This window comes from Arthrobacter sp. zg-Y179 (genome assembly GCF_020907345.1).
Taxonomy (GTDB): domain Bacteria; phylum Actinomycetota; class Actinomycetes; order Actinomycetales; family Micrococcaceae; genus Arthrobacter_B; species Arthrobacter_B jinronghuae.
Genome location: NZ_JAJJOB010000014.1, coordinates 86,006 through 106,016, shown reverse-complemented (window position 1 = coordinate 106,016; position 20,011 = coordinate 86,006). Strand labels below are relative to the sequence as shown.

Here is a 20,011-nt window from a genome sequence, read left to right as displayed (position 1 = left end):
CCATGATCAACAAGGTGTACCCCGGTGCGGCCGAGGCCGTCGCCGATATTCCGGACGGCGCTTCCCTGGCCGTGGGCGGCTTCGGCCTCTGCGGCATTCCGGTGGCGTTGATCGACGCCCTGCATGACGCGGGCACTACGGACCTGGAAACCGTCAGCAACAACTGCGGAGTGGACGACTGGGGGCTGGGCCGGCTGCTCGCCGACCACCGGATCCGACGCACCGTCAGCTCCTATGTCGGGGAGAACAAGGAATTTGCCCGCCAGTTCCTCGCCGGAGAACTGGAAGTGGTGCTGACCCCGCAGGGCACCCTCGCCGAGAAGCTGCGCGCCGGCGGCGCGGGCATCCCGGCGTTCTACACCCCGGCCGGGGTAGGCACGCAGGTGTCCGAGGGCGGGCTGCCGCAGAAGTACGACGCCGAGGGCGGCGTGGCGCTGGCCTCCGACCCGAAGGAGGTCCGCAGCTTTCACGGCGCGGACTATGTGCTGGAGGAGTCACTGACCCCCGACTTCGCCCTGGTCCATGCAGCGAAGGGAGACCGGCACGGAAACCTGGTCTTCCATGCCACGGCCATGAACTTCAACCCGCTCTGCGCCATGGCCGGGCGCATCACCATCGCCGAGGTCGAAGAGCTGGTGGAACCGGGGGAGCTGGACCCCGAACACATCCACGTCCCGGGAATCTTCGTGCAGCGGGTGGTCCTGGCACCCGATACAGAGAAACGCATAGAGAAGCGGACGGTCACGGCCGGCACCGGCAGCACCAACGGAAGCAAGGAGTCCTGAGATGGCACTGACCCGGCAGAAACTGGCCGCCCGGGTAGCCCGCGAGCTGCACGACGGCGAATACGTGAACCTCGGCATCGGCATGCCCACGCTGATTCCGAACTACATCCCCGAAGGCGTGGAAGTGGTGCTGCACTCCGAGAACGGAATCCTCGGCGTCGGCCCGTACCCCACCGAAGACCAGCTGGACCCGGACCTGATCAATGCCGGGAAGGAAACCGTCACCGTGAACAGCGGTGCGTCCTTCTTTGATTCCGGCGCCTCCTTCGGCATGGTGCGCGGCGGGCACGTGGACGTCGCCGTCCTGGGCGCCATGGAAGTGGCCGCAAACGGCGACCTGGCCAACTGGATGGTGCCCGGAAAGATGGTCAAGGGCATGGGCGGAGCAATGGACCTGGTGTTCGGTGCCAAGCGCGTGATCGTCATGATGGAGCACCTGGACCGGGCGGGACGGCCCAAGATCGTGCGCGAATGCTCCCTGCCGCTGACCGGAAAGGGCTGCGTGGACCTGATCGTCACCGACCTGGCCGTGATCGAGGTGGGACCGGAGGGGCTGATCCTGCGCGAGACCGCCCCCGGCGTCAGCGTCGAGGAAGTGGTTGCGGGCACGGATGCCCCGTTGGAGGTTTCCCTTGACGTATGAGGAGCCCGACGCCGGCACCGAGGACCTCGCAATGGCACCGCGGGTCATTGAGCAGCGCGGCCTCTGGTACGAGGAGTTCGAGCCGGGGGCCGTTTACCGTCACCGGCCCGGCCGCACCGTCACCGAGGCGGACAACGTCCTGTTCACCACCCTGACCATGAACACCCAGGGCCTGCACCTGGATGCCGCCTACAGTGAGGTCCAGCCGTTTGGACAGCGGCTGGTGAACTCGATGTTCACCCTGGCCACGATGGTGGGCCAGTCGGTGGCGCAGCTGACGCAGGGCACGCTGGTGGCGCAGCTGGGACTGGGGGAGATCAGCTTCCCGCACCCGCTCTTCCACGGCGACACCCTTTATACCGAAACCGAAGTCGCGGACAAGCGGCTCTCCTCTTCCCGGCCCGGGCAGGGGATCGTCACGCTGACCCACACCGGCAGGAACCAAAACGGTGACATTGTGGGGCGGTGCACCCGGACCGCCCTGATGTGGACGGAGGAGGGCTACGCCGCGCGGGAGGCGGGCGCCGGCACGCGATAGGTTGGATCGGCAAGCACAACCGGAAAGACCTAGGAGTACAGCGATGACCACCTTCCCCATGGGACCAGCACTGCTTTTCTGCCCGGGGGACCGGCCGGAACGCTTCGGTAAGGCTGCCGAGCGGGCGGACGCCGTCATCCTGGACCTCGAGGACGCCGTCGCTCCCCGCGACAAGGAAGCGGCCCGGAAGAACCTCATTGCCGCGGAACTGGACCCCGAACGCACCATTGTCCGGGTCAATCCCCTCGGGACGGAGGACTTCGACAAAGACCTGGCCGCGTTGAAGCAGACCCCGTACCGCACCGTGATGCTGGCCAAGACGGAGGACGGACCCGCCGTCGCCCGGGCGCTCGCCGGCTTCACCGTCGTCGCACTGCTGGAAACCGCTCTCGGCGTGGTCCGGGCCGCGGACATTGCCGCTGCCGAAAATGTGGCCGCCCTGATGTGGGGCGCCGAGGACCTGCTGGCGTCGCTCGGCGGGGAATCCAGCCGCCACCAGGACGGCACCTACCGCAGCGTCGCCGTGCAGGCCCGCTCCACGGTCCTGCTTGCCGCCGGTGCCTTCGGCAAGGGGGCCATCGACTCGATCTACGGCAACATCCCGGATACCGAGGGGCTGGAGGTCGAAGCGCGCGACGCCGTCGCTTCCGGTTTCGCCGCCAAGGCCTGCATCCATCCCGGCCAGGTCGCCGCCGTGCGCGCCGCCTACGCCCCGGACCCCGCGGACGTCACCTACGCCGAGCAGGTCCTGGCCGAGGCCGGGAACCACGGGGGAGTGTTTAACTTCCGCGGACAGATGATCGACGGTCCGCTGCTGAAGCAGGCCGAGCAGACGCTGCGCCGCGCGCAGGGCTAATTTTCCGGACAGGGATTGTTGCGGACGGGGAATCATCCGAAGGTGACGGCCGCTACTCTTTCATCATGCGCATAGTCATAGCGGGAGCCCACGGAAGAATCGCACGCGAACTGGGACGCCTCATGGCGGCGGACGGACACGATGTTGCCGGCCTGATCCGCAACCCGGACCAAGCAGCGGACCTGGAGGCGGACGGCGTCGCGCCGGTGGTGCTGGACCTGGAGAACAGCACCCTGGAGGACGTTGTGCAGGTCCTCACCGGTGCGGAGGCGGCCGTCTTTGCCGCCGGTGCCGGACCCGGAAGCGGAGCGGCCCGCAAGGACACCGTGGACCGCGCCGCCGCCGTACTGCTCGCCGACGCCGCCGAGCAGGCAGGAGCCGGCCGGTTCCTCCAGATCTCCTCCGGCGGCCTGGACGCCGTGCGGGGCGGTGCCCGCCCGGAGTCGATGGACGAGGTGATGTACGCCTACCTGGTGGCCAAGCTCGCCGCCGAAGAAGACCTGATGGCGCGCAGCCAGCTGGACTGGACAATCGTCCGGCCGGGCATCCTGACCAACGACGCCCCGGTTGGCCTGGTGGAACTCGCCCCCGAGGTGGACCGCGAGTCCGTCCCGCGCGCCGACGTCGCCGCCGTCCTCGCCGAGCTGCTCAAGACCGGCAACGGCGTCCACCAGGCGCTGGGCCTGGTCTCCGGGACCACGCCCATTCCCGACGCCGTGCAGGCACTGCAGCCGGCCCGCTAGTTCCAGATGCTGCGTTGCCTGGTTCCGCGCGACCTGGTTCCGTCGGCGGGCGACCTGGTTCCGCGCGACCTGGTTCCGTCGGCGGGCGACGATGCCGAAGATCAGCGGGCTGCGGGATACTGGAGGCATGCAGCCTTCCGACTCGATCTCCTCCGACTCCGACTACGTCCGTTCCCGCCGGCCCGGTTCGGACCATCTGCCGCGGCGAATAGTCCTGCTCGGCTCCACCGGGTCGATTGGAACGCAGGCCATCGACGTGGCGGACGGTGCACCGGAGCGGTTCCGCATTGTGGCGCTGGCCGCCGGCGGATCCAACCTGGAGCTCCTGGCCCGGCAAGCCGTGCACACCCGGGCGGAGGCCGTAGGCTGCGCCGCCGTCGACCTCCCCACCCTGCACCGGCACATCTCTGACGCCGCAGCGGCCGCCGGCATCACGGGATATTCACCTGAACTGTTTGTCGGTAAGTCCGCGGCGACCGCTATCGCGGCCTGGACCGAAGCCGACGTTGTGCTCAACGGCATCACCGGGTCGATCGGACTGGAACCCACGTTGGCGGCCCTGGCTGCCGGACACCTGCTGGCCCTGGCGAACAAGGAATCCCTGATCGTGGGCGGGGAACTGGTCAAGCGTGCCGCTGCTCCCGGGCAGCTGGTTCCGGTGGACTCCGAGCATTCGGCCCTCGCGCAGGCCCTGCGCTCGGGCACCCACGCTGAAGTGGACCGGCTGGTGGTGACGGCCTCGGGCGGTCCGTTCCGCGGCCGCAAGCGTGCCGAACTGGCGGACGTCACGCCGGAACAGGCCCTGGCGCACCCGACCTGGAACATGGGACGGGTGATCACCACCAACTCGGCCAGCATGGTCAACAAGGCCTTGGAAGTCATCGAGGCGCACCTGTTGTTCGATATCCCGCTGGACCGGATCGACGTCGTCGTCCATCCGCAGTCCATGGTGCATTCCATGGTGCAGTTTGTAGACGGGTCCACCATTGCCCAGGTATCGCCGCCGGATATGCGGCTGCCGATCGCGCTGGGCATGGGCTGGCCGCACCGGGTGCCCGGCGCCGCCCGGCCCTGCGACTGGACCCAGGCCACGGAATGGACCTTCGAACCCCTGGATGAGGAGGCCTTCCCCGCCGTGGCGCTGGCCAAGCAGGCCGCCGCTGCCGGGGGCACGCGCATGGCCGTCTACAACGCCGCCAACGAGGAAGCCGTGGATGCTTTCCACGACGGATTGATCGGGTTCACAGACATCGTTGATACGATCGCCGCCGTACTTGAGGAAGCTCCGGAATCGGGGCCGCTCACCCTTGAGTCGCTGCTGGCGGCCGAGGAGTGGGCACGTGCCGCTGCGCGGAAGCGTTGTGGAAGATGACAAGACCCGCAGTTGAACTGAAGGAAGCCCGTTGACCATTCTGCTTTTCATCCTTGGCGTGCTGTTCGTGGCGGTCGGGATTGCTGCCTCCATCGCCCTGCACGAGGTAGGCCACCTGCTGCCGGCCAAGGCCTTCAAGGTGCGGGTCACCCAGTACATGATCGGGTTCGGACCCACCGTCTTCTCCCGGACCCGCGGCGAAACCGAATACGGCGTCAAGGCCCTGCCCCTGGGTGGTTATGTTTCCATGGTCGGAATGTTCCCGCCCAACAAGGAGCACGACGGCGAGGTGCGGCGTTCCAGCACCGGCATGTTCCAGCAGCTCGCCACCGAAGCGCGCCAGGCCGAGACCGACCGCCTGGTCGAGGGGGACGAGAACCGGGTCTTCTATAAGCTTCCCGTGTACAAGCGGATCATCATCATGCTCGGCGGGCCGTTCATGAACCTGCTGATCGGCGTCGTGCTTTTTGCCGTCCTGCTGATGGGTTTCGGCACCGCCCAGACCACCACCACGCTGGCTGAGGTCAACAAATGCGTGATCACTGCCGAGCAGCAGGCCGCCACGGGCCAGACCGACTGCACGGAATCCGATCCTGCCGCACCCGCCTACGAGGCCGGTCTGCTTCCCGGAGACACCATCACGAAGTTCGACGGCCGGGACGTTACGTCCTGGGCAGAGCTGACGGGCTGGATCCGTGAGGCTGCCGGCAAGACGGTTCCGTTGACCTTCGAGCGTGACGGTGTCGAGACCTCCACCAGCATCACGCCGCTGCTCACCGAACGCCCGGTGCTGGGCGAGGACGGCGCCGCCAAGACCGACGACGCCGGCAACTACCTCACGGAGGAAGTGGGCTTCATCGGAGTCGGCGCGGAGCAGGAACTGGTGAACCAGCCGGCCACGGCTGTGCTGCCTGCGGTGGGGGACAACCTGGTCAACATCGCCGGCGTGGTGGTCAACCTTCCCCAGCGCCTGGTGGACGTTGCCCAGGCAGCGTTCTCCTCCGAACCCCGGGACCCGAACGGACCCATGAGCGTGGTGGGCGTCGGCCGCATTGCCGGCGAGATTTCCTCGCAGGAAGTCATTCCGCTGTCGGACCGGGTGGCCACACTTATTGGACTGGTTGCCAGCGTCAACCTGGCGTTGTTTGTCTTCAACCTTATTCCGCTGCTGCCCCTGGACGGCGGCCACGTTGCCGGTGCCCTGTGGGAGGGACTGCGGCGCCGCGTGGCGAAGCTGTTCCGCCGCCCGGACCCGGGCCCCTTCGACATGGCGAAGCTGCTTCCGCTGACATACGCCGTGGCGGTGCTGCTGATGGGGATGGGCGCCCTGCTGATCTATGCGGACATCGTGAAGCCGGTCAGCCTGTTCAACTAGGTTTGCCGGTTGCCGGTTGCCGGTTGCCGGTTGCCGGTTGCCGTTCCGGCGCCCGGAACGGCGGCAACGAAATCCCTTGCTCGCAGAGCTCGCCGGGATATTAAAGCCGCCTTATCCGGGCCCCTGCACGGTCATTCACCTCGGCTAGCCCGGCTACCGGGGCTGCGTGCGTCCCCTGCGGCCCTTCTAACCAGGGTGTCTGCGCGGCCGTTGTCCTGGAGACCCGTCTACCCGGGTGTCTGCGCGGCCGTTGTCCGTTCCGGCGCAGGGCAGGGATGTTGCCGGCAATTTCCTCGGGTTTGTCCAGATCCCTGCAGTTTGTCCGGATCCCTGCGTCGCGCGGCGCAGGGAATGCGACAAACCGCAGGGTTTTTCCGGAACTGCAGGTGGCTGACCCACCCGTCCATGGCACGGCGGAAGGTTTCAGGCTGCAGACCCCGGGCGGATTCCCTCCGTTTTGGGAAAAGCCTGCCGGTTTGGGAAATCCCTGCCACTGCGCAGCGGCAGGGATTTCCCAAACCGGCAGCAGTATCCCAAACCGGCAGCAGAATCAGTGCAGCCGGCCGATACGGGGGAACCCGGCGTGGATCATGCGACGCACAAGGCTCTCAGGATGCTGAGGCGGACGGCCTATGTCGCTCTATGACCATCGGACAAATCCTCCACGCCGTGCTGGTGTCCTGCCGCAAACCGGAACGGCTCCTGTCCTGCCTGGCCCGGGCAGGACGTGCCGGCGTAGGCCTTCGGGCTTCCAGCCCCGAGCGCCGCAGAGGATCCCACGGTCTGGGACGGATGAACGCTCCCGAGGTCACATCCGCCGCACCTGCACCATCGGGTGGGATGCTGTGTCCGCGCCGGGTGCTTTCAAATGGGGAAACCGCAGAGGATCCCACGGTCTGGGACGGATGAGCGCTCCCGGGGTCACATCCGCCACACCTGCACCACCGGGTGGGACGCTGTGTCCGCGTCAGGGGTTTCAACCGCTCCGGTGGCACAGTTGCAAAGGAAAATGAGCCCAAATATGGTTGCAATCTGACTTGCACACGCTTACGGTTGCAAGATGTTCGTCCTCACAATAGACCAGCGCAACAGCCAGGGCAGCCGAGACAAGGTGCCGCAGCTCTTGGCTGCCCTCGCGGACCTGCCGATGCTGCTGCCCTTCGAGCGGTCGGTCGGCGACGAAGTCCAAGGCGTCTGCGAGTCGGCACAGACCGCTACCGATGCCGTTCTCCGGGTCCTGCGGGACGGGGACTGGTACGTGGGTGTCGGCGTCGGCCGCGTCCATGAACCCCTGCCGCTCAGTCCCCGCGAAGCAGGGGGGCCGGCTTTTGTCGCTGCCCGGCGGGCGGTGGACCGGGCCAAGAAAAGCGGCGACCGGCCATCCGTTGCGGTGGAGGGATCGGCGGGCGCCCCCGAAGCAGAGGCAGTCCTGGTCCTGCTCGGCCGCCTGATCGCCGAACGCACGGACGCCGAATGGCGGATCCTGCAACACGTGGACCCCGCAAAATGGGGTTCGCAGACTGCTGCAGCCCGTAAGCTCGGCATCAGTTCCCAGGCAGTGAGCAAGGCAGTCCGGCGGGGCGGCTGGCAGGAGGAGTGGGCTGCACGGCCTGCAGCGGCGGTATTGCTGGAGCGTGCCGATGACCTCGCAGGCGGAACGGGATCAGCTCAACGAAGGACGGATAAATGACGATTGTGTGGGTAGTGACCGGTCTCCTGGCCGCCGCGCTGCTCGGCTGGCCCGTGACCGCCGGCGTGCTGCGCCTGGCCAGCGCGGTCCAGAGCCCGCCGCCTCCGCCACCGACCGCCGTCCTCCGCGGCGGTCTGGCCATCGGCATGCTGGAACGCCTCGCGGTGGCCGCAGCGGTCCTCGCCGACGAGCCGGTGGCGATCGCCTACGTCGTGGCAGTGAAGGGGCTCGGACGGTACGCCGAGCTCAAGGAGACCCCGGCGGCGGCGGAGCGCTTCATCATCGGCACCCTGGCCTCCATGCTGTGGGCCGTGGCAGTAGCCGTTCCCGTCCGGTTGCTCCTGCTGTAACCGGTCGCTGCGGTACCGCCTTTCTGCAGCAGTCCGGGCATCCCGTAGGCTTGGGGATATGAGTATTTTTGCAGTTGAGTATGTCTACGACGCCGATTCGGCCCAGCTCCGCGACCAGCACCGTCCCGCACACCGCCAGTGGCTGCAGCAGCTTGTGGATGAGGGACATGTCCTGTCTGCGGGCGCGTTCGTGGACGGCGCCGGAGCGCTGCTTTTGGTTGTTGCAGAGGATGAAGCCGGCCTGCTTACCCTGCTGAAGCAGGATCCGTTCGCCGTCGTCGGCGCCATTTCCGGCATGAAGACCACTGCCTGGAAACCCGCACTCGGCGCGTTCTCCGACCTCGCGTAGCCCGGACGTTCTAAGCCCACAGTGATATTCGCCCGCCCCCAGCAGTCTCTGTCCGGGGCGGGGTGATAATAGGAAGGGCGCGTTTCATTAGCGCGCGCTTCACAGCCTAATACCTGCCGTTTCGGCACATGGAGGACGTTTTGACCTCGGTCAACCTTGGAATGCCAGCTGCACCGCCGCCCACGCTTGCGCCCCGCCGCAAGACCCGCCAGATCAAAGTGGGCTCCGTTGGAGTTGGCTCGGACTCGCCGATCAGCGTTCAGTCCATGACCACCACCCCCACCACGGACATCAACGCAACCCTGCAGCAGATCGCCGAACTGACGGCCTCCGGCTGTGACATTGTGCGTGTCGCCTGCCCCAGCGCCGACGATGCTGCGGCACTGCCGATCATCGCGAAGAAGTCCCAGATCCCCGTGATTGCCGACATCCACTTCCAGCCGAAGTATGTCTTTGCCGCGATCGACGCCGGCTGCGCAGCGGTGCGCGTGAACCCGGGAAACATCCGAAAGTTTGACGACCAGGTCAAGCAGATCGCCAATGAGGCGAAGGCCGCCGGCGTCTCCATCCGCATCGGTGTCAACGCCGGTTCCCTGGACCCGCGGCTGCTGGCCAAGTACGGCAAGGCAACCCCGGAGGCGCTGGTTGAATCCGCCGTCTGGGAAGCATCCCTCTTCGAGGAACACGACTTCCACGACTTCAAGATCTCCGTGAAGCACAATGACCCGGTGGTCATGGTGCGCGCGTACGAGCTGCTGGCCGAACGCGGCGACTGGCCGCTGCACCTGGGCGTGACCGAAGCCGGTCCGGCCTTCCAGGGCACCATCAAGTCCGCCACCGCTTTCGGCGCGTTGCTGTCCAAGGGCATCGGCGACACCATCCGCGTGTCCCTCTCCGCTCCTCCGGTAGAGGAGATCAAGGTTGGAAACCAGATCCTGCAGTCGCTGAACCTGCGGCCCCGCAAGCTTGAAATTGTTTCCTGCCCGTCCTGCGGCCGCGCCCAGGTGGACGTCTACACGCTGGCCGAGCAGGTCACGGCAGGCCTCGAAGGCATGACCATCCCGCTGCGCGTTGCCGTCATGGGTTGCGTAGTAAACGGACCCGGTGAAGCGCGCGAAGCGGACCTGGGTGTAGCCTCCGGTAACGGCAAGGGCCAGATCTTTGTCAAGGGTGAAGTCATCAAGACCGTCCCCGAAGACCAGATTGTGGAGACCCTCATCGAAGAAGCGATGAGGATCGCAGAAGATATGGGAGAACCCGATGGCGAGGATGCTGGGACGGGTGGCCCCATGGTTACCGTCAGCTAAGTCCGATATCCGCAGCGCCTCCTCGAGCGCGGCGCTGCGGATCCTGCGCGACGACGACACCGTTGCACTGTGGGATCTGGCCGCCGCTGACCCGGTGGCCAACATTTTTATGCTTTCCCATCTGGAGACGGCCCGGACGGCAGCACCCACCTCTGCAGGCGGACGGATTGTGGGAGTGTTCGACGGCGGCACGCTGATCGGTGCGTGCTGGTCCGGTGTGAACGTGGTGCCCGTTGCCCTGGACGCCGATACCGGCCCGGAGGTCGGACAGTATCTGGCCAAGTCGCGGAACCGGTTTTCGTCCATTTTCGGTCCCTCCGAGGCGGTGCTCTCCCTCTGGTCCGAGCTCCGGAACGTTTCCCCCAAGCCGTTCGACGTCCGTCCGGAGCAGCCCCTGCTGCAGATTGCCGAGCCCTCCGGCGTCGTTGCGGCGCCGGGGCTGCGTCCTGCACGCCTTGACGAGCTCGATGTGCTGCTGCCCGCCTGCACGGCCATGTTCGAGGAGGAAGTGGGGTACTCCCCGGTGGCCAACGGAGACCGGCACTACCGGCAGCGGGTCAAGGGGCTGATTGAACGCCGTCAGTCGCTGGTGGACTTCGACGCCGCCGGGCGGGTCGTGTTCAAGGCCGAGCTCGGTACGGTCTCCAAGCAGGCCGTACAGGTGCAGGGCGTCTGGATGAATCCGGAATACCGTGGACAGGGGCTGAGCCGGTCCTACATGTCCGCCGTCGTTGACGCCGCGCTGGACGTTGCCCCGGTTGTCAGCCTGTACGTGAACTCCTATAACGCCCCCGCGCGGGCCACCTATGAGGCCGTCGGCTTCGACCAGGTGGGTACCTTCGCCACCATCCTGTTCTAACCTGCCCCCGCCCCTGCCCCGGCCCTGCCCCCGCCCGGCTTGGTCGGTGCGGTGTCCCGGATGCCGTAGGCTCTGGGCACGCACTCAGGCACGGGGGAGCAGGTGCAATACGCCTGGCAGTATGCCTGCCACCCGTCCCGTTGCGAAGGCGCGGGCAGGAACCCTGTCCGCCGACGACGACGTTGGGGGATCAGCAAAATGGTAGCTTTCACCGCAAAGACAATCGCAGTCCGGAATGCCGGATCCCGGTGGGCAGGAGCCGCAGGCGCCGGTCTGGCACTGGCCTTGGTCCTGACTGGCTGCGGAGGAGGCGATGAGCCTGCTGCCCGGGACGGCGGAGCGGCCGCCACCGAAACCGGGAAACCGTCGCCGTCGAGGCCCGCCAAACCCGCCAAGTCGGCGGAGCCGTCCCCGTCAGCCACGTCCCCTGCGTCCAAACGGGCCGGCGGAACCGGTGGTGGTGCACTCAGCGGTGCGGAGCTGGCGGCCGTCCTGAGCGAGGTGAACACCGATCTGGACATCGGCGGCACGGTGCTGGAAGAGGCACAGCTGAAGCAGAACACGGCCCAGAGCGTGGAGGCCATGAAGAGTGTCGAGTACAGCCCCTGCAACCCGACCGAAGGCACCGATCCGACGAAGGCTCTCCGCGAGGCCAGTATGGGTGCCTTGGCTATCGAGGGCAACGCCCCGGGCATGCCGGACACCATCTCCGTCATTAGCTGGTCCAGTGAAGAGGCCGTTGCGGAAGAATCCAAGATGAGTAAGCGGCAGCTCGCGTCCTGCCCCGAGTACAGCCTGACCGCCAACGGGCGGACAGTTTCCCTGGCTGGTGAATCGCTTGACATGCCTACCGTCGGCGACGCGTCGCAGGCATACGTCACCCGCCAGAGTATCGACGGCGTCACGCAGACCTCGGTGGTACTGACCGCCTGGGCCGGCACGAACTCGGTCCAGATCACCCTCCACGAGGCCGACCCCCAGGAAAGCATCCGCTACGTTGCTCCGATCCTCGAAGAGGTATTGGACCGTGTGGAGGGCTAGCCCCGATTTAGGGTGAGCCGGATCACGTGGTTAGGATTCTCAGTGAACTTCCTATCCGGAAGTCTTGGCACCAATGTCGGCAGCAAAACAAAGATGTGCTGCCGGATTGCGGCCGGAGAAACATCAAATTGGGGGAAAATTGAAGAAAACCATTAAGGCCGGCGCCCTGCTCGTGGCCGGCGTCTTTGTACTTTCGGGCTGCGGCAGCTCCGACGGCGATTCGGGATCCGCGTCGGCTGAGTCCTCGCCCACCCCCACGCTGGCAGTCGGCCAGGACCAGTATTCGGCGGATGAGCTGGAAGACGCCTTGGTGGCCGTCACGGAGGACGGCGTCCTGACAGGCAACGTCGAAAACGATGAGATGCTGCGGCCTCAGTTCGAGGAAGCGTCCTACACGGACATCACCATCAAGCCCGAACAGTGCGCCGCGCTGCTTTCGTCCACGTTCGACAGGAAAATCCAGGAAGGCAACCTCGCCTTTGGCGGCGTCAACGACTCGGATGTGCTGACGCTGGTCAGCTATGCAGACGCATCGGTCCTTGAAAAGCAGGTCGATGGCAGCGAAACGGCACCCGCCGACTGTGCGGAAATCCAGATGGCCAACGGGGAAGCGCAGCTCGCCGCTGCTTTGGAGAAGATTGAGGCCTCAACCGAGGCGCCTACCACCCAGGCATACCGGACGACGATCGACCGCAGCGGCTCCGAGGGAATGGCTATCCATGTCATCGGGATCTCGGGCACAGTCCAAATCAGCGCCACCCTGTTCGACCCGGCCGACGAGGCCACCGCCATCGCTGACGCGGAGGAAGCCATCAACGCGGTGTACGCGGAGCTGGAAAAGAAGTAACCGGCGCCTCACCGGCGCCTCACCCGATTCCGGCGGGGCCGCACCTGCACTGCAGGTCCGGCCCCGCCGTCGTCGTACGCCTGTCCGGCAACGAGAGCCGGGCGCGTTAGATTAGTAGGGCATACATTCTTGAGAGATGCAGCCGTATGGCTGCAGAAACGGATTCCCAGCGTGGTCCTTCGACTTTCCACCCTTTTCCTGCGCACCCTGCGCGAAGACCCGGCCGACGCCGACGTCGCCAGCCACCGGCTTCTGGTCCGTGCCGGCTACATCCGCCGGGCAGCGCCGGGCATCTACTCCTGGCTGCCGCTGGGCCTGCGGGTGCTGGGCAAGGTCGAGAACATCATCCGTGAGGAAATGGCCGCCATCGGCGCCCAGGAAGTGCACTTCCCGGCGCTGCTGCCGCGCGAGCCGTACGAGACCTCCAACCGCTGGACGGAATACGGCGACAACCTGTTCCGGCTGCAGGACCGCAAGGGCGCGGACTACCTGCTGGCACCGACCCATGAGGAAATGTTCACCCTCCTGGTCAAGGACCTCTACAACTCCTACAAGGACCTCCCGGTGTCCCTGTTCCAGATCCAGACCAAGTACCGCGACGAGGCACGGCCGCGCGCCGGCCTGCTCCGCGGCCGCGAGTTCATCATGAAGGACTCCTACTCCTTCGACATGGACGACGAGGGCCTGGACGCCAGCTACCAGGCACACCGCGAGGCCTACCTGCGGATCTTCGAGCGCCTCGGCTTGGAAATCGTCGTCGTCTCGGCTGTCTCCGGCGCCATGGGCGGGTCCAAGAGCGAGGAGTTCCTGCACCCGATGGCCGTGGGTGAAGACACCTATGTGCGCTCGGCCGGCGGCTACGCTGCCAACGTCGAAGCGGTCACTACCGTGGTGCCCGCGGACATCGACTACACCGGCGCGCCGGAAGCCCGCGTGGTGGACACTCCCGACACCCCCACCATTGAAACCCTCGTGAACGACGTCAACGCCCGCTTCCCGAGGGAAACAGGCGAATGGACTGCTGCGGACACCCTGAAGAACGTGGTCCTGGCCGTCACCCTGCCCACCGGGGAACGCCGCATTGTGGTTGTCGGTGTTCCTGGCGACCGCGCCGTCGACCTCAAGCGCATTGAAGCCAACATCAGCTCCCACGTGGGAATGGGCGGCGAGCTGGCCGTCGACGCCGCCACGGACGAAGACCTTAAGAAGCACCCCGGCCTGGTCAAGGGCTACATCGGTCCGGGCCTCAGCACGGCCGAGCCGATCCTGGGCACAGAATCCGCCACCGGCCTGCTTTACCTCGTGGATCCCCGCGTGGTCACCGGCACCAGCTGGATCACCGGCGCCAACGAGGCCGGCAAGCACGTCATCGGCCTGGTCGCCGGCCGCGATTTCACCTGGGACGGCACCATTGAGGCCGTTGAGGTGCGCGAAGGCGACGAGGCTCCGGACGGCTCGGGCCCGCTCGAAGCGGCCCGCGGCATCGAAATGGGCCACATCTTCCAGCTCGGCCGCAAGTACGCCGACGCCCTGGGCCTGAAGGTCCTGGACCGCAACGGCAAGCTCGCTACCGTGACCATGGGTTCCTACGGCGTCGGCGTAACCCGTGCGGTGGCCGCCCTCGCCGAATCACACCACGACGACAAGGGGATCATCTGGCCCCGCTCGGTGGCGCCCGCCGACGTGCATGTGGTCGCCACGGGCCGCGGCTCCGAAATTTTCGACGCCGCCGCACAGCTCTCCGAAGAGCTCGAGGCTGCGGGACTGGAAGTCATCTATGACGACCGCCCCAAGGTGTCCCCGGGCGTGAAGTTCGGCGACGCCGAACTGATCGGCGTCCCGACCATCCTGGTGGTTGGCCGCGGGCTGGCGGACGGCGTAGTGGAAATCAAGGACCGTGCCACGGGCAACGCCGAGAACGTGCCTGTTGCTGAAGCGGTGGAGTACGTGCGCCGCGCCGCAGCGCAGTAGCCCTTCGTGGTCTCCGGTCTCGAGGAAGTCACGCTTGCCACCATCGCGCTTGTGGTGGTGGCAGGCCTGGCCGCTGGCTGGGTGGATGCAGTGGTGGGCGGCGGCGGGCTGATCCAGCTTCCCGCGCTCCTCCTCGTACCGGGGATCAGCCCGGTCCAGGCCCTGGCGACCAACAAGATGGGCTCCATTTTCGGCACTACCACCAGTGCCGTGACCTATTATCGGCGCGCCCATCCGGACCTGCGCACGGCGCTGCCGATGGCCGGCATCGCCTTGGCCGGGAGCTTCGGCGGGGCCATCCTGGCAGCCTCGCTTCCGTCGTCGGTCTTCAAGCCCATCATCGTGGTGGCCCTCGTCGCGGTGGCGGTGTTCACCGCAACCAAGCCCACCGTGGGCGAGCTGACGAAACTGCGCCACACCGGTCGCCGGCACTACGGAACCGCGGCCGGTATCGGCCTGGTGATCGGCTTCTACGACGGGCTGATCGGCCCGGGGACCGGCTCATTCCTGATCATTGCCATGGTCACGCTGCTCGGCTACAACTTCCTCGCAGCCAGCGCCAAGGCCAAGATCGTGAACATGGCAACCAACCTCGGCGCCCTGGCGTTTTTCCTGCCAAACGGATCGCTGCTCTGGGGGCTGGGGCTGGTGCTCGGCTTCGCGAATATGATCGGCGGCTATCTCGGCGCGCGGATGGCGGTAAAGCAGGGCAGCAAATTCATCCGGATAGTTTTCCTGGTGGTCGTCGCCGCCCTGATCGTCAAGCTCGGCCACGACGTCTGGGTGGAGAACATCCGCGGCTAGGCCGCCGGCAGCTCCTGTACCGGCGGAATGCCCGGATGCCGCCGGCCGGTCAGCGCCGATGCCACCCAGACGGACCGCTGCGCGTCGCCGTGCTGCCCTTCGCGCACGTAATCCAGCGCGTTGGTCACCTCACGCAGGACGCTCCAGTCGAGGGCCGCGTTCCGGTCCAGGCCGGCGGCGGTGCACAGCCCGTCCAGCCGGGCCAGCAGTGCGGCTTCCGGCGCCGAGGCATCCAGGTCATGCAGGCGGTTCCACAGCATCGGAGCCACGGCGTACTCGGCCTCGCCGAAGACCGCCTGCGGGTCGATGGCCGCGTAGTCGCCGGGTTGTCCGGGGCGGGCCAAAATGTTGGCATAGTGCAGGTCAGTGTGGACCAGGACGTCCCGTCCGGAGCGCCTTCCCACCGCGCCGCGGGTCTGGCAGACCTCCAGCGCGGCCTCCAGCAGCCAGCGTTCAAACGGACGCCCCAGGGCGTCCCACTCGGCGGGCAGCTCGTCCGAGAGCTGTTCGGCGTGCTCGGCCAGGGAAGGGACGGCCGCCCAGTGGGGTGAATCGGATTCCGGCAGGCTGAGCCGGCGCACGAGTGTTCCCCAGATTCGTACGGCAGCGTCCATGTCCACGGATAGCAGCGTGCGGTCGGGGTCCAGGCGTTCCAGGACCAGGCAGGTTCCGGTCGCGTCCCGGTCCAGCAGCCGTACGGCCCCTTTCCCGTCCCACAGGGCCAGGGCAGCAGGCTCGGTGGCTGCCTCCGGATGCGGAAACGGGAACTTCAGCACAGCGGGGCTGCCGTTGGCGGAACGCACGGGCAGCACCAGTGCTCCGTGCCCGTGCCAGGGTGCGGCACCGGGCGGATCCGGAGTGAACCGGAAAGCAGCAAGGCTGGTCTCCACCAGTTCGGGCAGGCCCGCCAGCCAGGTACGGCCGTCCCGGGTGCCAAGGTAGCGCCGGCGCAGGGCGTCAGGTACGACGACGGCGGGTGCCATGCAGTTCTCCTAGCAGGTTGCGGCTACGGTTGCGGCGGGGGGGGCGGCGGCTGCCGAACGGGGGACTGCGGGCCGGGCAGTCAGTTCCACGGCAGATCCTCCGGGACAGCGTCCAGACCGGGAGTTGCGGGGACGGTTTCCGCCTGCAGATACAGTTCCTCTGAAACGGCGGCGAGCCGGCCGATCGCCCAGCCGCGGAGGTCTCCTTCGCTCAACGCCACGAGGTCAGCGTAGACCGCCGGGAACTGCTGTTCCAGTGCGGGCAGGGCGTCGGCGGGATTCCGCAGGAAACCTGCATCCAGGCGGTAGGCGGCCACCGGAGGAACCGCCGGCAGGCATAGATCGGGCAGGTAGGCCACAGCGTCCGTGCCCCGGGACTCGTGTGCGGCCATGCGCGCCTGCCACTGCTCACTGCGGGTGGCTGCGGAGGGATCCTGCGCCAAGGCGACCTCATAGGCGTAGGCGGTCCCGAATTCCGCGTCAATGGCCGCCTTCAAGGCAGCGGCTGCATTGGGGGCCGCGGAACCGGCGGCTGCGCTGCCGGAGGGAGTTCCTGCTGCCGTGTCGGCGGTCTTTTCTCCGGTGCCGGCATCCGGACAGTTGGACAACCTCTTATCCGCTGCCGGCTCGTCGGCCGCTTCGCTTTCGGCAGCCGGATCTCCGGCGTGCGGACCGTTGGTCTCCGGCAAGTCCAGTCCGTAAAGGCCGGCGGTACGAGCGGCCCAGACCTGCTGCGCGGCCCCGGCCGCGGCCAGCAGGCGCGCCGTGCCGGCGTCCGCCCGCCATGCGGACTGCAGGTTGGCCTGTGCAGATGCCGCCAGTGCCTGTACGTAGGGCTCGAGGTCCTTGGCGTCCGGCACATCGGGAGCTCCGGGGGCTCCGGGGGAGCGTGCCCCGTCCTCTGTGCCGGATACATCCAGCGGTTCCTCGAAGCTGTCCCGGGCCGCGGAGGGGTCGCGCCCGGTGCTGGTCAGCAGCGCAGCCTGATCGCGCAGTCCCTCGGCCTGCGCGAGGAGCTCGGCTGCTTCGGGGTTCTTTCCCGCCGCGGCCAGCACGCCCGCCTCCGCGGATAGGCTCCGCGCGCTGTTCCGTGCCTCGGTCAGGGCAATCTGTGAAAAGGAACGGGTGCGCTCCGTTGCGTCCCCGGTACCGGCCACCAGGCCGAAGCTGAGGACCACGGCTCCCAGTGCGAGGAACAACACAAGACGCCCCACACCGGCCCCCCAGCGGGTGAACCGGCGGGCAGTCGCGGGCTCGGGTCCGGGGTTTTCCAAGGGTGCATCCACAACAGTCGATGATGTCACGAACGCGCTCTCATCTGCATCGATGCCTCAAGGGCACAGGAATGTCGGTAGTCTAGGACTACAACAACATCTAGTGGGAGGCAGCTATGGCGGTTCGGCCCAACCCCAAAAAAGACACGTCGTCGGATTACCGCAGGAATGCGATGCGTGCAGAAGTAGCCGCGGAGACGCAGCGGCTCAAGAATTACCTGGCCCCCACGGTAGAGATGCAGGATCTGTTCCTCGAGGACATCGAGATCAAACTGGCCGGTGCCCACCGCACCGTCCACGTGATCGTGGACCTTCCCGAGGACCAGCCCGGAGGCGTCAGCCTTGACCGGATTTCGTCCGCAGCCCAAGTGATTTCCGAAGCCATGGACAATGATCCGGGCGATGACGGACGCCCCTACAACCTCGAGGTTTCATCCCCGGGGGTTTCCCGTCCCCTCACCGAGCCGCGCCACTGGCGCCGCAACGTAGGACGGATGGTGTCCGTTTCCGTTGAGCGCGGGGACGACGTGATGGGACGGCTTATCTCCGTCGAAGACGACGGCATTACGTTGATACCGGAACTCCCGGTCAAGAAAGGGATGAAGGCCAAACAGGGGGACCCGGTCCGCCTGGCATTCGCCGACATCCGCAAGGGGCGCGTTGAAGTTGAATTCGCCCACCTTGAAGACGACCCGGCAGGCGAGGACGCCCCGGATGATGAAACCACAGCTGAGGAGGCCTAGATGGAAATAGATATGAGTGCGCTGAGGCTGCTGGAACGCGAGCGGGAGATCCCCCTGGATCTGCTGGTGCCGACCATTGAGCAGGCTCTGCTGGTTGCCTACCACAAGACCAACGGCGCCCAGGAGCAGGCGCGGGCGGAACTGGACCGGAAGACCGGTCACGTCACGATCTGGGCTGCTGAGCTCGACGACGACGGAACGGCGGTGGGGGAGTTCGACGACACTCCCGCCGGCTTCGGCCGGATCGCCGCCAGCACGGCCCGGCAGATCATCCTGCAGCGGCTGCGCGACGTCGAGGATGACAACATCCTGGGCGAGTTCAAGGGCCGTGAAGGCGAACTGGTCTCCGGCCAGATCCAGCAGGGCAACAACCCGCACATGATCCAGGTGAACCTGGGTTCGGTGGAGGCGCTGCTGCCCCCGCCCGAGCAGGTCCCGGGGGAGAAGTACCTCCACGGTTCCCGCCTGCGCGCTTTCGTTGTGGACGTGCGCCGCGGTTTCAAGGGCCCGTCCATCACGCTCTCCCGCTCCCACCCCGGCCTGGTCCGCAAGCTTTTCGAACTGGAAGTTCCGGAAATTGCCGACGGCAGCGTCGAAATCGTGGCACTGGCGCGGGAAGCCGGACACCGTTCCAAGATTGCCGTCAAGGCCAATGTTCCCGGCATCAATGCCAAGGGTGCCTGCATCGGCGAGATGGGCTCCCGCGTACGTGCGGTCATGAACGAACTGCATGACGAGAAGATCGACATTGTCGACTTCAGCGAGGACCCGGCGACGTTCATCGCCAACTCCCTCTCGCCGTCGCGCGTGAACTCCGTGACCATCACGGACGAGGACCTGAGGTCCGCACGCGTGGTGGTTCCCGACTACCAGCTCTCCCTGGCGATCGGCAAGGAAGGCCAGAATGCCCGCCTTGCGGCCAAGCTGACCGGCTGGCGGATCGATATCGTTTCCGACGCGAAGGCCTCCTAGGCTCCGGTGCCGGAAGCGAATGCAGCGCCGGACAAGAAAGGCGCTAGAATGTATAAGGCCGGGTCACCCTCCGCGTCCCATTCATCGGCAGCCGCTTCCGGCGCTGCCGCGGGAAATCGGGTATCCAGGCACGTTCCCTTGCGGACGTGCATAGGGTGCAGGAAAAAGGATGACCAAGCTGTTCTGCTGCGGTTGGTTCGTGTCAGCATGGAAGGCGGCAACGCCGTCCGTGTCGATGAGGACCGCCGAATGCCTGGAAGGGGTGCCTGGTTGCACCCCGACACGGCATGCCTGAGATTGGCAGTGAAACGTTCAGGATTTCCGCGGGCCTTCAGGGGTTCCGTGGGAATATCGGACGTGGAACGTTGGTTCAAGGCCCTTGAGGACGTTCCGACCGGGAACGGACTCAAAACCGTCCAACCTGAAAGCGGGTCAGAAATCTGATGGAAACCCGATGAGTACCCAGCGATGAGTACTTTGTTGTGCTCTGTGATGGGCCCCGCTGCAAC

Annotated in this window: 21 protein-coding genes; 19 read left to right on the top strand and 2 right to left on the bottom strand. The window is 66.5% G+C overall.

Annotation, left to right across the window (positions count from 1 at the left end; all coding sequences use genetic code 11):
• The first annotated feature begins 2 nt into the window (after positions 1-2).
• The 16 genes from LOC56_RS15635 (at position 3) to LOC56_RS15560 (ending at position 15,530) form a co-directional block, all read left to right on the top strand.
• On the top strand, positions 3-785 hold the full coding sequence (locus tag LOC56_RS15635) for a CoA transferase subunit A (protein ID WP_229953185.1): 783 nt from the start codon (positions 3-5) through the stop codon (positions 783-785).
• Between the two features lies 1 nt (position 786).
• On the top strand, positions 787-1,428 hold the full coding sequence (locus LOC56_RS15630; RefSeq protein ID WP_229953184.1) for a CoA transferase subunit B: 642 nt from the start codon (positions 787-789) through the stop codon (positions 1,426-1,428).
• A 31-nt stretch (positions 1,429-1,459) separates the two neighbouring features.
• Positions 1,460-1,966, top strand: a complete 507-nt coding sequence (locus LOC56_RS15625) for a MaoC family dehydratase (protein ID WP_229953275.1) — start codon at positions 1,460-1,462, stop codon at positions 1,964-1,966.
• A 43-nt stretch (positions 1,967-2,009) separates the two neighbouring features.
• Complete coding sequence (locus LOC56_RS15620) at positions 2,010-2,822, top strand: HpcH/HpaI aldolase/citrate lyase family protein (protein ID WP_229953183.1); 813 nt, start codon at positions 2,010-2,012, stop codon at positions 2,820-2,822.
• A gap of 65 nt (positions 2,823-2,887) precedes the next feature.
• Positions 2,888-3,565, top strand: a complete 678-nt coding sequence (locus LOC56_RS15615) for an NAD(P)-binding oxidoreductase (RefSeq protein ID WP_229953182.1) — start codon at positions 2,888-2,890, stop codon at positions 3,563-3,565.
• A gap of 127 nt (positions 3,566-3,692) precedes the next feature.
• A complete protein-coding gene (gene dxr, locus LOC56_RS15610) occupies positions 3,693-4,937 on the top strand; it encodes a 1-deoxy-D-xylulose-5-phosphate reductoisomerase (protein WP_229953181.1) in 1,245 nt (414 codons plus the stop codon).
• Between the two features lie 31 nt (positions 4,938-4,968).
• The gene (locus tag LOC56_RS15605) at positions 4,969-6,312 is read left to right on the top strand and encodes a M50 family metallopeptidase (RefSeq protein WP_229953180.1); all 1,344 of its coding nucleotides are present in this window, start codon (positions 4,969-4,971) and stop codon (positions 6,310-6,312) included.
• A 1,060-nt stretch (positions 6,313-7,372) separates the two neighbouring features.
• Entirely contained in the window at positions 7,373-8,002 is a 630-nt protein-coding gene (locus tag LOC56_RS15600; protein ID WP_229953179.1) for a helix-turn-helix domain-containing protein, read from the top strand.
• Positions 7,999-8,352: a hypothetical protein gene (locus LOC56_RS15595; RefSeq protein WP_229953178.1), complete on the top strand. Its 354-nt coding sequence runs from the start codon at positions 7,999-8,001 to the stop codon at positions 8,350-8,352. The genes LOC56_RS15600 and LOC56_RS15595 overlap by 4 nt, the downstream gene beginning before the upstream one ends.
• 58 nt (positions 8,353-8,410) lie before the next feature.
• A complete protein-coding gene (locus tag LOC56_RS15590; RefSeq protein ID WP_229953177.1) occupies positions 8,411-8,701 on the top strand; it encodes a YciI family protein in 291 nt (96 codons plus the stop codon).
• 140 nt (positions 8,702-8,841) lie between these two features.
• The gene (gene ispG, locus LOC56_RS15585; protein ID WP_229953274.1) at positions 8,842-10,008 is read left to right on the top strand and encodes a flavodoxin-dependent (E)-4-hydroxy-3-methylbut-2-enyl-diphosphate synthase; all 1,167 of its coding nucleotides are present in this window, start codon (positions 8,842-8,844) and stop codon (positions 10,006-10,008) included.
• Entirely contained in the window at positions 9,983-10,867 is an 885-nt protein-coding gene (locus LOC56_RS15580; RefSeq protein ID WP_331460963.1) for a GNAT family N-acetyltransferase, read from the top strand. Before ispG ends, LOC56_RS15580 begins: the two co-directional genes overlap by 26 nt.
• A gap of 198 nt (positions 10,868-11,065) precedes the next feature.
• Positions 11,066-11,908 carry a hypothetical protein gene (locus tag LOC56_RS15575; RefSeq protein WP_229953176.1) on the top strand — a complete coding sequence of 281 codons (843 nt, stop codon included), beginning with the start codon at positions 11,066-11,068 and terminating at the stop codon, positions 11,906-11,908.
• A gap of 139 nt (positions 11,909-12,047) precedes the next feature.
• Complete coding sequence (locus LOC56_RS15570) at positions 12,048-12,755, top strand: hypothetical protein (RefSeq protein WP_229953175.1); 708 nt, start codon at positions 12,048-12,050, stop codon at positions 12,753-12,755.
• A gap of 171 nt (positions 12,756-12,926) precedes the next feature.
• Positions 12,927-14,726, top strand: a complete 1,800-nt coding sequence (locus LOC56_RS15565; RefSeq protein ID WP_229953272.1) for a proline--tRNA ligase — start codon at positions 12,927-12,929, stop codon at positions 14,724-14,726.
• A gap of 6 nt (positions 14,727-14,732) precedes the next feature.
• On the top strand, positions 14,733-15,530 hold the full coding sequence (locus LOC56_RS15560) for a sulfite exporter TauE/SafE family protein (RefSeq protein WP_229953174.1): 798 nt from the start codon (positions 14,733-14,735) through the stop codon (positions 15,528-15,530).
• On the opposite strand, the gene LOC56_RS15555 is transcribed toward LOC56_RS15560, so the two are convergent.
• Positions 15,527-16,513, bottom strand: coding sequence for an aminoglycoside phosphotransferase family protein (locus LOC56_RS15555; protein WP_229953173.1), 987 nt, complete (start codon positions 16,511-16,513; stop codon positions 15,527-15,529). The two genes, LOC56_RS15560 and LOC56_RS15555, sit on opposite strands and share 4 nt — an antisense overlap.
• A gap of 80 nt (positions 16,514-16,593) precedes the next feature.
• Positions 16,594-17,817, bottom strand: a complete 1,224-nt coding sequence (locus LOC56_RS16345; protein WP_229953172.1) for a DUF4439 domain-containing protein — start codon at positions 17,815-17,817, stop codon at positions 16,594-16,596.
• A gap of 86 nt (positions 17,818-17,903) precedes the next feature.
• On the opposite strand from LOC56_RS16345, the gene rimP reads away from it, so the two are divergent.
• Genes rimP through LOC56_RS15535 form a run of 3 tightly spaced genes read left to right on the top strand, consistent with a single transcriptional unit; the run spans position 17,904 to position 19,946 of the window.
• The gene (rimP, locus tag LOC56_RS15545) at positions 17,904-18,530 is read left to right on the top strand and encodes a ribosome maturation factor RimP (protein WP_370646495.1); all 627 of its coding nucleotides are present in this window, start codon (positions 17,904-17,906) and stop codon (positions 18,528-18,530) included.
• Entirely contained in the window at positions 18,531-19,502 is a 972-nt protein-coding gene (gene nusA, locus LOC56_RS15540) for a transcription termination factor NusA (protein WP_229953170.1), read from the top strand. It begins immediately after the preceding gene.
• 48 nt (positions 19,503-19,550) lie between these two features.
• On the top strand, positions 19,551-19,946 hold the full coding sequence (locus tag LOC56_RS15535; protein ID WP_229953169.1) for a YlxR family protein: 396 nt from the start codon (positions 19,551-19,553) through the stop codon (positions 19,944-19,946).
• Positions 19,947-20,011 lie beyond the last annotated feature (65 nt).

Excerpts from the sequence above, each read along its gene's own strand:
- LOC56_RS15600 (WP_229953179.1), top strand. The coding sequence starts at position 7,373 with ATGTTCGTCCTCACAATAGACCAGCGCAACAGCCAGGGCAGCCGAGAC.
- LOC56_RS15555 (WP_229953173.1), bottom strand. The coding sequence starts at position 16,513 with ATGGCACCCGCCGTCGTCGTACCTGACGCCCTGCGCCGGCGCTACCTT.
- rimP (WP_370646495.1), top strand. The coding sequence starts at position 17,904 with ATGGCGGTTCGGCCCAACCCCAAAAAAGACACGTCGTCGGATTACCGC.
- LOC56_RS15625 (WP_229953275.1), top strand. The coding sequence starts at position 1,460 with ATGGCACCGCGGGTCATTGAGCAGCGCGGCCTCTGGTACGAGGAGTTC.
- LOC56_RS15630 (WP_229953184.1), top strand. The coding sequence starts at position 787 with ATGGCACTGACCCGGCAGAAACTGGCCGCCCGGGTAGCCCGCGAGCTG.
- LOC56_RS15635 (WP_229953185.1), top strand. The coding sequence starts at position 3 with ATGATCAACAAGGTGTACCCCGGTGCGGCCGAGGCCGTCGCCGATATT.
- LOC56_RS15615 (WP_229953182.1), top strand. The coding sequence starts at position 2,888 with ATGCGCATAGTCATAGCGGGAGCCCACGGAAGAATCGCACGCGAACTG.
- LOC56_RS15535 (WP_229953169.1), top strand. The coding sequence starts at position 19,551 with ATGTATAAGGCCGGGTCACCCTCCGCGTCCCATTCATCGGCAGCCGCT.
- LOC56_RS15575 (WP_229953176.1), top strand. The coding sequence starts at position 11,066 with ATGGTAGCTTTCACCGCAAAGACAATCGCAGTCCGGAATGCCGGATCC.
- dxr (WP_229953181.1), top strand. The coding sequence starts at position 3,693 with ATGCAGCCTTCCGACTCGATCTCCTCCGACTCCGACTACGTCCGTTCC.
- LOC56_RS15620 (WP_229953183.1), top strand. The coding sequence starts at position 2,010 with ATGACCACCTTCCCCATGGGACCAGCACTGCTTTTCTGCCCGGGGGAC.
- LOC56_RS15590 (WP_229953177.1), top strand. The coding sequence starts at position 8,411 with ATGAGTATTTTTGCAGTTGAGTATGTCTACGACGCCGATTCGGCCCAG.
- LOC56_RS15595 (WP_229953178.1), top strand. The coding sequence starts at position 7,999 with ATGACGATTGTGTGGGTAGTGACCGGTCTCCTGGCCGCCGCGCTGCTC.
- nusA (WP_229953170.1), top strand. The coding sequence starts at position 18,531 with ATGGAAATAGATATGAGTGCGCTGAGGCTGCTGGAACGCGAGCGGGAG.